Annotated in this window: 16 protein-coding genes; 9 read left to right on the top strand and 7 right to left on the bottom strand. The window is 38.4% G+C overall.

All coding sequences use genetic code 11. From position 1 onward, the window contains the following. Positions 1–45: 45 nt before the first annotated feature. Positions 46–708, top strand: a complete 663-nt coding sequence (rpe, locus tag ACW6QP_RS04390; RefSeq protein ID WP_457909628.1) for a ribulose-phosphate 3-epimerase — start codon at positions 46–48, stop codon at positions 706–708. Continuing rightward, entirely contained in the window at positions 695–1,678 is a 984-nt protein-coding gene (locus ACW6QP_RS04385) for a YpdA family putative bacillithiol disulfide reductase (protein WP_457909627.1), read from the top strand. Before rpe ends, ACW6QP_RS04385 begins: the two co-directional genes overlap by 14 nt. On the opposite strand, the gene ACW6QP_RS04380 is transcribed toward ACW6QP_RS04385, so the two are convergent. From ACW6QP_RS04380 to ACW6QP_RS04370, 3 genes are all read right to left on the bottom strand, one after another. Then, a complete protein-coding gene (locus ACW6QP_RS04380; protein WP_457909626.1) occupies positions 1,673–2,023 on the bottom strand; it encodes a DUF488 domain-containing protein in 351 nt (116 codons plus the stop codon). The genes ACW6QP_RS04385 and ACW6QP_RS04380 overlap by 6 nt on opposite strands. A gap of 82 nt (positions 2,024–2,105) precedes the next feature. Further along, positions 2,106–2,471 carry a hypothetical protein gene (locus ACW6QP_RS04375; protein ID WP_457909625.1) on the bottom strand — a complete coding sequence of 122 codons (366 nt, stop codon included), beginning with the start codon at positions 2,469–2,471 and terminating at the stop codon, positions 2,106–2,108. Positions 2,472–2,722: 251 nt separating this feature from the next. Beyond that, positions 2,723–2,965 carry a hypothetical protein gene (locus ACW6QP_RS04370; RefSeq protein WP_457909624.1) on the bottom strand — a complete coding sequence of 81 codons (243 nt, stop codon included), beginning with the start codon at positions 2,963–2,965 and terminating at the stop codon, positions 2,723–2,725. A 186-nt stretch (positions 2,966–3,151) separates the two neighbouring features. On the opposite strand from ACW6QP_RS04370, the gene ACW6QP_RS04365 reads away from it, so the two are divergent. After that, complete coding sequence (locus ACW6QP_RS04365; RefSeq protein WP_457909623.1) at positions 3,152–3,772, top strand: porin family protein; 621 nt, start codon at positions 3,152–3,154, stop codon at positions 3,770–3,772. Between the two features lie 173 nt (positions 3,773–3,945). Here ACW6QP_RS04365 and ACW6QP_RS04360 read toward each other — a convergent pair whose 3' ends face one another. The 4 genes from ACW6QP_RS04360 to ACW6QP_RS04345 form a co-directional block, all read right to left on the bottom strand. Then, complete coding sequence (locus ACW6QP_RS04360; RefSeq protein ID WP_457909622.1) at positions 3,946–4,758, bottom strand: response regulator transcription factor; 813 nt, start codon at positions 4,756–4,758, stop codon at positions 3,946–3,948. A gap of 144 nt (positions 4,759–4,902) precedes the next feature. Beyond that, the gene (locus ACW6QP_RS04355; protein ID WP_457909621.1) at positions 4,903–6,009 is read right to left on the bottom strand and encodes a hypothetical protein; all 1,107 of its coding nucleotides are present in this window, start codon (positions 6,007–6,009) and stop codon (positions 4,903–4,905) included. Positions 6,010–6,022: 13 nt separating this feature from the next. Then, the gene (locus ACW6QP_RS04350) at positions 6,023–6,718 is read right to left on the bottom strand and encodes a hypothetical protein (protein WP_457909620.1); all 696 of its coding nucleotides are present in this window, start codon (positions 6,716–6,718) and stop codon (positions 6,023–6,025) included. Between the two features lie 38 nt (positions 6,719–6,756). Further along, positions 6,757–7,428 carry a hypothetical protein gene (locus ACW6QP_RS04345; RefSeq protein WP_457909619.1) on the bottom strand — a complete coding sequence of 224 codons (672 nt, stop codon included), beginning with the start codon at positions 7,426–7,428 and terminating at the stop codon, positions 6,757–6,759. Between the two features lie 952 nt (positions 7,429–8,380). Here ACW6QP_RS04345 and ACW6QP_RS04340 point away from each other — a divergent pair. The 6 genes from ACW6QP_RS04340 (at position 8,381) to ACW6QP_RS04315 (ending at position 14,003) form a co-directional block, all read left to right on the top strand. Further along, a complete protein-coding gene (locus ACW6QP_RS04340; RefSeq protein WP_457909618.1) occupies positions 8,381–9,610 on the top strand; it encodes a phage integrase SAM-like domain-containing protein in 1,230 nt (409 codons plus the stop codon). A 201-nt stretch (positions 9,611–9,811) separates the two neighbouring features. After that, the gene (locus ACW6QP_RS04335) at positions 9,812–10,543 is read left to right on the top strand and encodes a hypothetical protein (RefSeq protein ID WP_457909617.1); all 732 of its coding nucleotides are present in this window, start codon (positions 9,812–9,814) and stop codon (positions 10,541–10,543) included. Positions 10,544–10,625: 82 nt separating this feature from the next. After that, positions 10,626–10,901: a helix-turn-helix domain-containing protein gene (locus tag ACW6QP_RS04330; protein WP_457909616.1), complete on the top strand. Its 276-nt coding sequence runs from the start codon at positions 10,626–10,628 to the stop codon at positions 10,899–10,901. Further along, on the top strand, positions 10,901–11,200 hold the full coding sequence (locus ACW6QP_RS04325) for a helix-turn-helix domain-containing protein (RefSeq protein WP_457909615.1): 300 nt from the start codon (positions 10,901–10,903) through the stop codon (positions 11,198–11,200). The genes ACW6QP_RS04330 and ACW6QP_RS04325 overlap by 1 nt, the downstream gene beginning before the upstream one ends. Further along, on the top strand, positions 11,187–12,074 hold the full coding sequence (locus ACW6QP_RS04320; protein ID WP_457909614.1) for a BT4734/BF3469 family protein: 888 nt from the start codon (positions 11,187–11,189) through the stop codon (positions 12,072–12,074). Before ACW6QP_RS04325 ends, ACW6QP_RS04320 begins: the two co-directional genes overlap by 14 nt. A gap of 132 nt (positions 12,075–12,206) precedes the next feature. Then, the gene (locus ACW6QP_RS04315) at positions 12,207–14,003 is read left to right on the top strand and encodes a DUF3987 domain-containing protein (RefSeq protein ID WP_457909613.1); all 1,797 of its coding nucleotides are present in this window, start codon (positions 12,207–12,209) and stop codon (positions 14,001–14,003) included. The last annotated feature ends 88 nt before the right edge of the window (positions 14,004–14,091 follow it).

Genomic DNA, 14,091 nt, shown 5'->3' with positions numbered 1-14,091 from the left:
TTTATCTTTTTATTTTTGCGTTCTCAAACACAACACAACTTTAGAATGAGTAAAAAGCTTATTGCCCCATCAATCCTGGCTGCCGATTTTGCCAACCTACAACGTGATATTGAAATGGTGAACCAGTCTGAAGCCGATTGGTTTCACATCGATATTATGGACGGGGTTTTTGTTCCGAATATATCCTTTGGAATGCCTGTATTGCAGGCTATTAATAAACACGCGCAAAAAACCATCGACGTCCACCTAATGATCGTTGATCCAGACAGGTACATAGGTGAATTTGCCAAACTGGGAGCCGATGTACTTACCGTGCACTACGAAGCCTGCACTCATTTACATCGCACGCTGCAGGCCATTAAAGCCGAAGGAATGCGCGCCGGGGTCGCCATTAACCCTCATACCCCTGTAGATCTTCTAAAGGATGTGATTAAAGACATCGATTTGGTTTGTATTATGAGCGTAAATCCTGGATTTGGCGGCCAAAGCTTTATCGAAAATACTTATGCCAAGGTGCCACGTCTTAAAGAAATTATCACCAACGCTAATGCAGGCACTTTAATCGAAATTGATGGCGGGGTAACCGATCAAAATGCCGAAAAACTGGCCAAAGCCGGTGCCGATGTTTTGGTAGCAGGAAGTTTTGTATTTAAAGCCAAAGACCAACAGGAAACCATTAAAAACCTGAAACAACTTGCAAACTCCTAAGAATATTTACGATGTGATCATTATTGGCGGAGGGCCCATAGGCATTGCCTGTGGGCTTGAAGCCAAAAAGAAAAATCTATCTTACCTCATTTTAGAAAAGGGATGCCTGGTGAATTCGCTTTACCACTACCCTACCAAAATGACTTTTTTTTCCACTTCAGAAAAACTGGAATTGGATAGCATCCCATTTATAAGCAATAATCCAAAACCGGTAAAAGCTGAAGCTTTGGAGTATTATCGCCGTATCACTACTTCAAACAAGCTAAACATTAAACTTTTTGAAAAGGTAAATACTGTAGAAAGTCTTGAAAACGATCTACACCAAATCATCACCGAAAAACAAACCTACCAGGCGAAAAATGTGGTGGTGGCTACCGGGTTTTATGACATTCCAAATTACCTGAATATTCCCGGAGAAGACCTTCCAAAGGTGAAACATTATTATGGAGACCCGCATTTTTACGCGACTCAAAAGACCATTGTGGTGGGCGCGAGCAATTCGGCTGTAGATGCCGCTTTGGAGATTTACCGGAAAGGTGGTGAAGTTACTATGATAGTTAGGAAAGAAGATATTGGGGAACGCGTGAAATACTGGGTGAGGCCAGATATTATTAACCGCATCAAAGAAGGCAGCATTAAGGCTTTATACAACTCAAAATTGGTAGAAATCAAGGAAGATGTAGTTATTATAGATACTCCAGAAGGTGAAATTAGCCTGGAAAATGATTTTGTTTTATTGCTAACCGGTTACCGACCCAATTTTGAATTTCTGAAGAAAATGGGAATTCAATTATCTGATGATGGAAGGAAGATTCCCACCTATGATGAAAATACCATGGAAACCAATGTTCCCGGAATTTATTTGGCCGGAGTGATTTGCGGTGGCGTGGAAACCCATAAATGGTTTATTGAAAATTCCCGGGTTCACGCCCCGATGATTATGGATGATATTCAGGAAAAACTATCATAGTCCCTGCAGAAATTCTTTTAGGAGTATCGCGTGATTTTGTTCAGGATCTTTTGAAACGTATAACAGAATTATTTTCTTCCTGAGATCGTAGGATTCGAGCTTTTCTTTGATATTATCTCGATTAGCCGCTAATTCCTTCTGATAAGATTTTTTAAAATTTCCCCAGTCGATTTCTGAAGAATGGAAACGCTTTCTAAGCTCATTTGAGGGCGCCCAGTCTTTTTCCCAGGCATCGAGTTTGGCTTTATCTTTAGAAATACCCCTGGCCCAAAGCCGGTCTACTAAAATTCTGTAATTATCAGCCTCGCCCGCAGATTCATATATTCTTTGAAGTTCGATAATCATAATAAAAAGTTTCAGAATAAGGTATAAAAAAACGACTTAAAACCGGAGGTTAAAAGTCGTTCTCAATTGGGGCAAAACATTTTTATCTTCTTGCCAGCACAACTTCAGAGGCGCTGAAAATTTCATTTTTATTGAGCAATCTTCCGTAGAATTCAAGATCTCCCTGCTCTTTTCTGAAAGATTTATCAAGCCACTCGGATGCCTTGTTTACCGGAAATTTATAAACTTTGATTTCAGGATAGGTTTCAGGAGAATAAGATTCATCGATTCCAATTTCGATATGTTTTTTCTCCTTGTTATAATAGACATACTTTGCAAGAAAGTTATGTTTGATAAGACTTATAAATTCTTCAGGCAGCCTGTCGCAATTTTCACATTCTTCAACATATTTCTTTACCAGCTGTTGTAATGCCGCCTTTATTTCATTTTGATTTATATAAGAAGCCATAAAATAATAGATTTATTAGTTAATTACAGGATCAAAATTATGGCTTAAGCCCGGGCATCAAAATTATTTGTGCCTAGTTTAACGCGAAACTTTAAAAATTTCTAAATCAGAATAAGAGTTTAGTAAAGAGTTTTCAACTGAAATCCCTGAAGACGCAGGGGAAGGGCCTAAATCTGCAAAATACAAATAGCTAAAGATTAACTTTAAATTAAAATTCGGGATCCTACTGAGGTTGTCGTTTAGGTGTCGGATTAAAATAATGGCATTTCCTGCCCCTCTATAAAGCGCTTATGATCTTTAAGCCACTTATTTAATTTTTTTTGAGCAAACTTCCCTGCCGGCTTTTTCGACACAGCCAATACCCATTTATTTTCTGAAGTAAGATAAAGATAATCAACCAGGCGGGTACCCAAACTTATTCCCAAAACCCGAACCGGCACTTCACTTCGTACTTTATAATTTTCGCCTTGTTTTGTGATTCTAAGCAGTTTCATCTTTAGTTGCAATTTTCACAGAAATAAACAAAGACTGCACCATAATGCAAAATCGATTAATTTTCTGACATTTCAGTTGTCTTGAGTAATCCTCTTAATTTTCGAAAATTAAAAAATACCCATTTTGAGGTATTGTATTAAAATTCTTATAGATTTATTATTGTCAATAACTTAAATTCAAATAAAATGAAAAAATTTACATTAACTATTGGCCTTTCAATTTTAGCATTAGCATCCTTAAAAGCTCAAGAATTTAATTTCGGGGTTAAAGCTGGTGCTAATTTCGCTACTCTTAATGGAGATACTGATGAACTGGATAGTCGTACCGCAATTCATGTAGGTGTAATTTCAGAAATTCCAATTTTTGAAAGGTTTTCGTTTCAACCGGAATTAATCTATTCTGCTCAAGGAGCTCAACATTCCGATAGTGAAACCTGGGAAGACGGCACAGAAACAGCAGATTACAAAATTAATTTGGATTATATAAATATCCCATTATTAGCAAAATATTATATCACAGATGGCTTAAATCTACAATTTGGTCCACAATTAGGAATTTTGTTAAATGCAAAAGAAGAGGAGGAATATACTTTTGACGGAGAGACAGAATCATATGAGGAGGAAATTGAAGATGCTCAAACTATTGATTTCAGCCTGGCTGCAGGGGTGGGCTATCAACTAGATATGGGCCTTTTTTTTAATGCGCGCTATAATGCAGGTCTATCTAATATAATAGAAACTGAGATGGATGATGATTATAGTATAAAAAATGGTGTTTTTCAACTCTCTATAGGGTATATGTTTTAGACTGAACTAATTTATTTATTGGATTAGAAAAAGAGGTTGTTTGAAAGACAGTCTCTTTTTTCATATAGGACCATTTCAAATAGTAAATTTTAACAATTGAATAGCACAGAGAGAGGTTTATCCTAAAAGTTAATTATTAAAAGAGTTTATTAAGTGATATTATATAATTCTTCCTATAATTTAGGCTCTATAAGTCCTGCAGCAATACACCTCGAAACTAATTGGGTGGTATTTAAAGAGTTGGTTTTTAGCAATATATTTTTTCGATGGGTTCTAACGGTGTGGGTTGAGATAAATAATTCTGCGGAAATTTCTCCTGCGTTCAGCCCCTGTGCTAAAAGTTTTATGATCTCGAGCTCCCGATCTGAAATTAATTTACGTAAGGATATTTTCTGACTATGCAAATCAGGTATAAACCTGCCTTTTTTTGAACAAATATTGAAATAACTTTTTCCGCCATTATTATGAATTATAGAAATTTCTTCAACACTTTGGCTGGTTAAATGGCTAATATCGGTATGAAGACTAAAGACATGTTGAAAATGACCGTTTTCATCTTTGGATAAGGGCGTAGCTTGATGGAGAATTACTCTCCTTTTTCCACTATAGTCATTTATAATATAGGTGTATATAACTTTGTAATTTAATACTTCAGTTGTAGAAATATAATCCAGAAAAAAATCCTTAATGACCTGTTCTTTCCGTTGTATTTTCTCAATTTCTTCAGGCAGGGCAAGGGCTAAAATATCCGGAAATTTAATATTATTTGGACAATAATCCTGACCAATAAAATTGGTAACCGAATCAGACATCATCTCTATATTCAGATTCTGGAAATTCGCAATGTAATAATAAGATTTTCCCGGTGCCATTAGTCTGGCCATTCTTTTAAACTCCTCAGAATTTGCATATTTCTCGCACTCTTCTCCTTGTTTTACATATGACTTTTTCCAATAAGTTGCTATTGAGTTAAAATCCGCATCCATAAAGTTAAATTTTTTAACATTTTCGCAATATATTAAAAAACCATTAGAATAAAATAATTCTTTATGGCAAATTACGGAGAAAATGATAAGCCCAAGCTATATCCCGGGCTATCCTCAACACTTAAAAGTCTAAAACTAATTTAATCAATATAGCATTTGCAATCTTTTAATTTCTTTATAAAATTTTGCAGTATTACTTTCAAATATTGATTTTTTCTGAATAGAATATTCTTCAGATGAAACCAGATTTCCATCAGAGTCGTAGTGCTCAACTAAATATACACGCCCTTCAGTATCATAATAAATAATAGTATATTCTCCATTCGCTTCATTTTCTCTGAAACTGAATGAACCATCTTCAAAATAGGTATATTGCCATTGTAAAATATCATTGACAAAATAACTATTCGTTTTAAAACCTCCATCAGAGTAAAAGGTCGCCTCCCAACGTGTCGTTCCATATATTATTTCTTCATATGTCATTCTTTCATCTTCATCAAAATCGATATGTCTATGGTACTGTTCTCCTTGATGCTCTCCTTCTGAATAGGTCAACTCCAAGGTGTTATTATCTCTATAAGAAAAAAATCTTTCTATCGAAAAATCATTTTCGAACTCTTTATACTTATAAGAATTATAATCCTGGAATGAGTTGTAAGAATTTTCAAAACGATAATAAGGGTCTGATGAATTAGGATCAGTATCAATATATCCATTTATAATTTCTACATTACCCTCTTCATCATAAGCGTAAACCTCGCTAAGTGTTGCATCTTCTGTAATTTGCGAAATACTTTTAACCCGAAAATCAGAATCCAATTCATTAAAAATGTTTTCGTAGCTATATTCTCCATCTATATATGCCGTCAATTTGGCAAGACTTAGATTATCATTATATGAAACTTCCCACCTGTACTTATTGGTAAATTCACCATAAGAATAGTATGTTTTATCATAAGATGTAGGAAGATTATCTGCTGAAAATTCTAAATAGTCTATTTCCCATAAAATTCTTTCGGGAAATTTTTCATACATATATGATTTTGAGAGTAGCCCATCCTCATCAGTTTCATGTTGCCACTTAACAGAATTTAAAGGCCGGATGTTCCAACTCTCTAATGTTGCAATGAAGTTATTAATATTCGGATCTTCGCTTATTTGTGCCGATTCGTCTTCATCCAAATTTTCCTCTGAACAGCCCTGGATTCCCAGAAGCAGGAAAACAATGAAAAATAATTTAAAAATTTTCATAGGTGTTTATTTTTTATTTTACTCTGGCCTGGAGTTCCCCAATCGTATTATCATAACTTCGTAATACCCTATCCCATTCCTTATAAAGGTGATCATCTTTAACACTGGTCATTATGCTTCCCGATTCTTCACTCACTAGTTTAACTTTAAAAGCCAAAGGGTTGCTAGAGGATTCCTTTACAATAATCCTGGTTCTAATCGTATTTTGTTCAAAAGGTTGAACAGACCAGGCAGTTCTAAGATAACCGGTTTCTTTATCGGTCATTTCGATTACATCAATATAATTGAGCACAATTTGATTAATCAATTTCCAGGCTTTATCCTTTCCAAGCTCTAAAGCTCTTATTTCAATGTCAACATTAGCGATATCGGTTTGTACGGAAGCATCAAAGGCATCATCTGTTTTTAAACTTATATAGTAAGTTTTAGGAGGTTTTGTCATACCTTTTTGATTGCAAAACTCTATAGTTTCACTTATGAAACCTGTCTTTTTGGTCGTAACAGTTACACAATCATCCTTAGGTACCAAGACTTCAGTAGAGCCTTTGCCAATTAATCTTCCATTTACATAAATCTCAGCATCCGACTCAGATACTCCTACCTTTACCTTCTTTTTTCCATAATAGGCTTCTATATTTTCACATCCATAAGAATTAAGAGTGAAAAGGGAAAAGCCGATGACGAGAAACATTAAAAAATTTAATTTCATACCTGTTGTTTTTATATGATTAATCTTGAAATTTATTTCTAAAAAGAAAATCCGAATCCAATATTTGCAATAAAGCCTTTCGTGAGGAAACTACCTTCTTCGAATATCTGTTCAGACTGGGTTTCGCTGCTGCCATCATCGTATTTTACATTCATTTCAATAGTATTTGGCAAGGGTGTAAAGGCATACCCAATTTCCGGTCGGAAATAGAATAAGCCTCCCATTTTTGCTCCGAGTTTGATATTAAAAGAATTATTGGTGTAGTCTATTGTCCCAGTTCCAATTTTTTCGTCTTCATAATCCCCAGATGAAACCCAATAAGAAGTGCCCTCCAATTTCATCATACCATAACTTACACCACCATACAATCCTTTTCCGGGCTTGAAAAAATAGTAGTTAAGCCCTCCTTCTAAATAGTTAAAATTAACGTTATCTCCATCCACTTCACCATTTTCATCTTCTCCTTCAATAAACCAGGTAGATTTTACTAAGGAGTAATCTATGCTGACAGATAACTTATCTCGCAACAAAGGAGTAAGGTATTCAACATTCCCTCCTATTAAATTTGGAAAGCCAATTTTCGCTCCTATTCGAATTGGTCTTAGATTAGGTTGGTCATCATTCAAATTTTCCGCCGGTATTTCCTGGGAAAAACTTACTGCAGAAACTGCGAAAGAGAGTACAACTAATAGCTTTTTCTTTGGTTTCATTTTAGAGTTAGTCTATTTGCTAAAAAATGGCCGAATATGGGGCAAGAAAATCCAGCCATTTAGGCTAATTAAAATTTTAAAAGTCAATAACAAATCATGAATGCGAGAAGGACAATCTCAGTAACTTTCTTGATTAATGTATTGGTTCAAAACTAGGGCAGCTTAAGACAATTCGAAATACCCTTTTTGAGGTATTTTAGATTCTATTCCCTCTGAATTAGGAAATCTATTTTTCTAAACCTGCTATCAATTCTAACCCAGTCGAGGATTGCGAAAGGAAAGCCAAAGCATCAAGTAAAAAGCCCGACATTCAATCGTTAACGAATGCTTTCAGGAATATCGAACAGTTTCTGAGCCGAATGCAAAAATCGACACAAGTTCAATCCAATTCTCGCTGGAATGAGCGGCTGCGATTAAAGAGTTTATTGAAATTCTAGGGTAAATAACCCATTCCCGGAGGATGAAAAATATATCCCAAATTCAAGAAATAGCAGGATTGGCTTCGCCTTTCCTCACAGCAGTCCCTTCTGCAAATAGGAAGTCTGCCCCGGCTAGCGCCGGTGCACTTTTTTGTTTTCCTCCAAAGCCCCGGGCAAGCCCGGCTTTTCCGAAAAACAAAAAAGTCTGCAGCTTTCGCTGCAGACTTTCTGCTTAATGTGACCGCGGGAGGATTCGAACTAGGCGATTTTTTAAGAATTAGAGGATTTTAAAAATCATTACAAATTTGCGAAGAACCCTTTGTTTACAGTACTTTACAAGAATTTTTAAATAGAATAGCTGTGAATGGCTATGAGGTAATGTTAAAAATTATGGACTAAATATGGACTAACTTTTTTAACTTTGCACTACACCTTTTTACCACATTATGACTATTAATTATTTCCTGCAATCAAAAAAGGATCCTGCCATAATATATTTAAGATTAAGGGAAGGATTGGAAATCGATGCCAAAGTGAAAACACGATTCTCGGTATCTCCTTCAAATTTCTCCAAGGGCAAGATTAAATTCAATAGGGTTTCCGGATCGTCAGAACTGAAAAAACTTATTGAACAGGAAAATGCCGCCTTAGAAATTTTACAGCGCAAGCTCGATGAACTTAAAGCTAAAGTCATTGCCAATCTTAATACACGTAAAGATTATGAGATTATTAATTCCGATTGGTTACGACAAATCATAAATCCTCAAAAAAAGGAATTTGTGCCTCATAAGCTGGTTGACTATTTTGACTTTTATTTCAAATCAAAAAAACAGAGTATAAGACCTTCAACCGAAAAGAAAATGAGGGTTTTTCAAAATAGGTTGAAGAGGTATCAGGAAACCTATCCCCCAGTGATGATCGAAGATGTTAATAAAAAATTTGCGGCATCATTACAACGATGGTGCGAAAAAGAGAATTATGCTCATAATACTATTGTGAAAACCCTCAAAGTGATTCTAACTTTATGTAATCACGCCAGAGAAAATGGCGTTCCCTCCCACCCCGAATTGGAATTCATAACAAAAGGAAAGAAATATCGAAAGACCGAACATATACATCTTAACTTTGAAGAAATCCAGAAAATAATCAGTGTTGAGATTGAACAGGAACATTTGGACATTGCCCGGGATTGGCTCATAATCAGTTGTTTTACCGCTCAACGGGTATCTGATTTCCTAAGATTCAAAAAAGAGAATGTAGTGGATATGGAAGGTTTAAAATTCCTGGATATTAGCCAGGAAAAGACGCAGAAATCGGTTTATATCCCGTTGAATGATGAGGTCTTAACGGTGCTGGATAAACGCAAAGGCAACTTCCCTCCCATTTTCTCAGATAATGTAGAAAGCAATAAAGCGCTGTATAACCGATATATCAAAAAGGTCTGTAAACTGGCCGAAATTGACGAAATGGTTACGGTCTACCGAAAGGATAAAGAGACCAAACGCTATAGGTCTATGGAAATGCCCAAATACGACGCTGTAAGCACTCATATCGGCCGACGGTCCTTCGCTACGAATTATTACGGAAAGATCAATACAGCCCTGCTAATCTCAGCTACCGGGCATTCTTCTGAACAACAGTTCCTGCGCTATGTGGGGAAACAGGGAAATCAAAATGCTCTTTCCCTGGCTAAAGCGATGAAAGACCTCGCCAAACTCGAAGCCCGCGAACAACATAAAGCAGCACCGATGCGCAAGGCTTAATAATTGAAGATAATTAACGAATACGCTAATTGATTAACGTATTAGTTAATCGTACCTATAAAAACAAAGAATTATTCAATTATAATCTTATTTTAATGAAAATAATTAAGTTTATTTTATAAATTGTTCATCCGAAAATTATCTACCCTACTGGTTTTCGCCCAATAGCCCCAAGCTTTTGTTTTTTATCGGTTTTTTTATATGAGCTTTCAAGAGGCAAAGACTATTTATTCTGAAATTAAGGGTATTTTCAATTCAAAATTAAGCTTACTGCATACCAGTCCGCAACTGCAGGAGGGTGGCACAGTTGTAGGAATTGATTTCAAAAAGGAACTGCAGGAACTTCCGGCCCTGGGCAAACAGGTGGAACAACATATTGTTCAGCTTATCGAATACTATCACAAACAACCCGTCCTGGGCAAATATGTATTGGATCTGTTTCAGCTGGCCGAGCATTGCATCCAACTCACCTGGGATTGTTTTAAAACTCAATCCTGTTTCCACAAGAACTTCAAGCACCCCGGCGGAAAGAAGTACAAATTCGCCTTCGTATGTCTGTACTACCTGGTGCAATTCCGACTATTTCTTCAGTATCATCTGGTAAAAGAACAAATAAACCAGGATCCGGTGATGCTGCAATACAAAGCCCCGGCACATCATTTTTCCGAAGAGGAAATTCAAAGCGATTTTTCAGAAAATATTCCGCTTCCGTTTAAGATTGCGCTTCTGGATGAACTGGGCGTATTCAATTCCCCAAAACTCAAAAAACTTCCGCAGAAAAAACAACGGGAGATCATTATGATGCTCATCGGCGGTACCGATCGCCAAATCAAAGGCAACATCGCGGTGCTCAACCCGAATTCCAACGAAGATCGCATTCGCTACACTTCCTACAATTACTTCGAGAAAGTGCGAAAAATCTTTATGAATTAAAAATAGGGCGTATTAAAGGGCGTACGCCCTCCTGAAATCTGATGGAATTTTGTTGAAGTAATCATCTAAAATTATTTCAACGATGTCACAAATTCAATTCATCCAAATTACTCCCGAGCAACTGCAGGAAGCTATCCTGGAAGGGATTCGGCTTCAGCTGGAAAGCCTCAAAAAAGACTTTCAGCCTAAGGAACCGGTTGAACTGCTCACCCGCACCGAGGTGGCCGAGCTTTTAAAAGTCGACCTCAGCACCATTCACAACTGGGGGCGTAGCGGAAAACTGAAACGTCACGGCCTGGGCAACCGCGTGTACTTCAAAAGATCGGAAATCGAAGCATCTTTAATTCCGCTGAACTGATGAAAAAACCCGACCACCTCAGCATTAAGGAGATCAGGGAGATCAACCGGAAACTGGAAGGATTGCTGAAGAAGTATCAGCAATACCGACTCCTGGAACCGCAGTTCATTCTGCTGGACCACGCCGATTTCCTGCAGCTTTTTAAAATTTCCCGTCGCACTTCGCTTAGCTGGCGCGAACAAAAGATCATTCCTTACTACGTGGTGGTTGGAAAAATCTACTTCAGACTTTCTGACATTCAGGAGTTGCTCGATAAACACAAAGTTCAATTTAAACCTCAACAGGATGTTACTCAATAAAGAAAATATCCTGGCCAAAACCCACTACGGGTTGAAGATATATGCCTGGGTGCTTCGGCAGTATTTCCCCCAAAATATGCTGAAATGCAAAGGCAAAACCTGTGAGCTCACGCACAGTCCGTTTAATGCCGGAAAGAAGACCCTACAAATATGGTTGGAAGACGGCTGTGCCTGCCACAGGGATATCGAGGTGCCGGGATGCGATGGCGATGTCTTCGATTTTGCCAATTTTCACCTTCGCTTTGCTACTACTGCAGAACTCTATTACCAGGTCAACCAGGTAATGCACCTACGCCTTAAAATCCCGGCGGAAGAAAACGCCAGTCAATTTTTAAACGAAGATCCCGAACCTGTTTTTAGCATTTTTCAGGCTCCTATTCGAAATACGATTCCGGCCAAAGAAGTCACCTTGCCCGAGGTCTATCGCTATATAAAAGGAAAAGCCCTCAAACAGCTCACTGAAAACTACAGAAAACTCAGCGATCCTAAAGAACGAAGAAAATTCAAGGCCAATCATTTTCATTATGTGTGTTTTTCTGGAGTTTTCAGGAAAAGAAGCGATGATCAGTTACTGCAGCATTCGAATTTGTTGTGCCTGGATTTCGATCATCTCGAAAATTTGCCAAAAACCAGGCATTTGTTGCTCAAAGATAAACTGATCAAAACCTGTTTGCTGTTCACTTCCCCCTCCGGCGACGGACTCAAATGGATCGTGAAAATCGATACCGACTGCGCCACGCATCGGGATTATTTCAACTCGATCTCCAATTATCTGAAAAGCACTTACAACCTAACACCCGACCCCTCAGGCAAAGACATCTCCCGCGCCTGTTTTCTCTGCCACGATCCCGAAGCGGTGCTGCGCGAGAGTTAAGGGTTAAGGGTTATGAGTTAAGAGTTTTTTTTAACCGAGAACAGACAACCCACAACCGAGAACCGAACAGAGAACCCAAAACAGAGAACAGAGAACCAACAAAAAACCACAAACCACAAACCACAAACAGCAATGAACACTGAATTCAACCCAAGCGACTGGCTAAACCCCGAACCCAAAATTAACGGGCAACAGGCAACAGGCAACAGGCAACAAAATCCCGAGCAAAGTCGAGGGATCGAGGACTATATCAAAGCCATAGAAACTGCAAACACCGACCTAACCCCCAACTACCCCACCTGGAGAGATCTCGGCTTTGCCTTAGCTGAAGAATTTGGCGAGGCAGGCCGGGATTATTTCCACAGGATCTCCCGATTTCATCCCGGGTACAATTCCAAAGAATGCGACGAGCAGTACAAAAAATGCCTGGAAGCCAAAGGCAGCGGCATCAGCATTGCGACCTTTTACCATCACTTTCATAAAGCCGGACTCAAACTTCCTGCAGAGAAAGTTGAGGTTAAATCAGTGCTTTCCGAAGAAAAAGCTTCAGAAACCGAAGATTCAGACGAAGAGGAAGAAATGCCAACTTTTCCGGAGGATATTTATTATGATTTACCTGAGTTTCTGCAGAAAGTAGTAGAACCGGCCACCAGCTCTGAGGAAAGAGATATTTTACTTTTAGGATCGCTGACCAGTTTAAGTGCCTGTTTTCCGAAGTTGTATGGCATTTATGACGGAAAGAAAATCTACCCAAATTTATATCTTTTTGTCACCGCCCCGGCATCGGCCGGCAAGGGTAGGCTCAGCCTCTGCAAGAAACTGGTGCTGCCCATTCATAAGAATTTACGGGAACAGGCTAAAATGCTCAAACTCCAATATGCCAGTGAACTGGCCGAGTACAATATGGAGAAGAATCAGACGAAAGAAAAACCCGGCAAACCTCCCGAGCGGATGCTGTTTATTCCAGCCAATAACTCGACTACCGGAGTTTTTCAATTGCTTTCCGACAATAAAGGCCACGGACTCATTTTCGAAACCGAAGGCGATACCCTGGCGCAATCCTTTAAAAGCGATTACGGCAATTACAGCGACGGATTTCGAAAGGCTTTTCATCACGAAACCATTTCCTACTACCGGCGAACCGACAGGGAGTATGTAGACATCGAAACGCCCTGTTTATCAACCGTGCTTTCAGGAACCCCGAAACAAATCACCAGCCTAATCCCCTCGGCTGAAAATGGCCTTTTTTCGAGATTTATTTTCTATTATATGAATCTCAAACCTATCTGGAAGAATGTATTTGAGGTGACGGTGGAAGACGGCATCGATCAGTATTACCTGGATTTAGGGGAAGAATTTTTAGGATTATACCAGGGCCTTTTGCAGGCCCCTCCGCTGCGGATCTATCTTTCCCCGGGTCAACAATCAGAATTCAACACCTATTTCACCAATCTGCAGACCCGCTACCTCAACCTGGAAGACGAAGAATACATCGCCACGGTGCGCAGACTTGGACTAATTGCCTTTCGAATGATGATGCTATTAAGTGCACTTCGAATTATGGAAGACGCCGATCTTTCCTCTTCCCGAGAGGTCGAAACCCGCGATTTTAAAATAGTGATGCAAATGGTAAAGATCCTGGTGCTACATTCCTCCCGGGTTTTTTCCCACCTCCCCGAAGAAGCCAAACTCAACCGCCGAAAAAACCGAAAAGAACGATTTTTGGATGCTTTGCCATTAGAATTCACACGAGAAAAATACCTGGAAATTGCAGCTAATTTAAAATTAGTAGATCGAACTGTAGATCGATATATTTCACAATTCGTAAAAGCCGGATTAATAATTCGTGAATCCCAGAATTCTTACTTGAATTGCGCAAAAATAATAACTGCGCAAACTGGCAAAACTGACAATACTGCGCAAAGTTGAAAGAAAATCCTACAGCTTTGCGCAAGATGCGCAGAATACGCAGTTTGCGCAATTCCAAAAACTGCGTAAATCAGGTTAGATTTTCTAA

Source organism: Salegentibacter haimaensis, from assembly GCF_054121495.1.
This window is presented reverse-complemented; position numbering and strand designations above follow the sequence as displayed.

Coding starts and splice junctions, on each gene's coding strand:
- rpe (WP_457909628.1), top strand. CDS start 46: ATGAGTAAAAAGCTTATTGCCCCATCAATCCTGGCTGCCGATTTTGCC.
- ACW6QP_RS04380 (WP_457909626.1), bottom strand. CDS start 2,023: ATGATTATCGAACTTCAAAGAATATATGAATCTGCGGGCGAGGCTGAT.
- ACW6QP_RS04375 (WP_457909625.1), bottom strand. CDS start 2,471: ATGGCTTCTTATATAAATCAAAATGAAATAAAGGCGGCATTACAACAG.
- ACW6QP_RS04370 (WP_457909624.1), bottom strand. CDS start 2,965: ATGAAACTGCTTAGAATCACAAAACAAGGCGAAAATTATAAAGTACGA.
- ACW6QP_RS04365 (WP_457909623.1), top strand. CDS start 3,152: ATGAAAAAATTTACATTAACTATTGGCCTTTCAATTTTAGCATTAGCA.
- ACW6QP_RS04360 (WP_457909622.1), bottom strand. CDS start 4,758: ATGGATGCGGATTTTAACTCAATAGCAACTTATTGGAAAAAGTCATAT.
- ACW6QP_RS04355 (WP_457909621.1), bottom strand. CDS start 6,009: ATGAAAATTTTTAAATTATTTTTCATTGTTTTCCTGCTTCTGGGAATC.
- ACW6QP_RS04350 (WP_457909620.1), bottom strand. CDS start 6,718: ATGAAATTAAATTTTTTAATGTTTCTCGTCATCGGCTTTTCCCTTTTC.
- ACW6QP_RS04345 (WP_457909619.1), bottom strand. CDS start 7,428: ATGAAACCAAAGAAAAAGCTATTAGTTGTACTCTCTTTCGCAGTTTCT.
- ACW6QP_RS04335 (WP_457909617.1), top strand. CDS start 9,812: ATGAGCTTTCAAGAGGCAAAGACTATTTATTCTGAAATTAAGGGTATT.
- ACW6QP_RS04330 (WP_457909616.1), top strand. CDS start 10,626: ATGTCACAAATTCAATTCATCCAAATTACTCCCGAGCAACTGCAGGAA.
- ACW6QP_RS04325 (WP_457909615.1), top strand. CDS start 10,901: ATGAAAAAACCCGACCACCTCAGCATTAAGGAGATCAGGGAGATCAAC.
- ACW6QP_RS04320 (WP_457909614.1), top strand. CDS start 11,187: ATGTTACTCAATAAAGAAAATATCCTGGCCAAAACCCACTACGGGTTG.
- ACW6QP_RS04315 (WP_457909613.1), top strand. CDS start 12,207: ATGAACACTGAATTCAACCCAAGCGACTGGCTAAACCCCGAACCCAAA.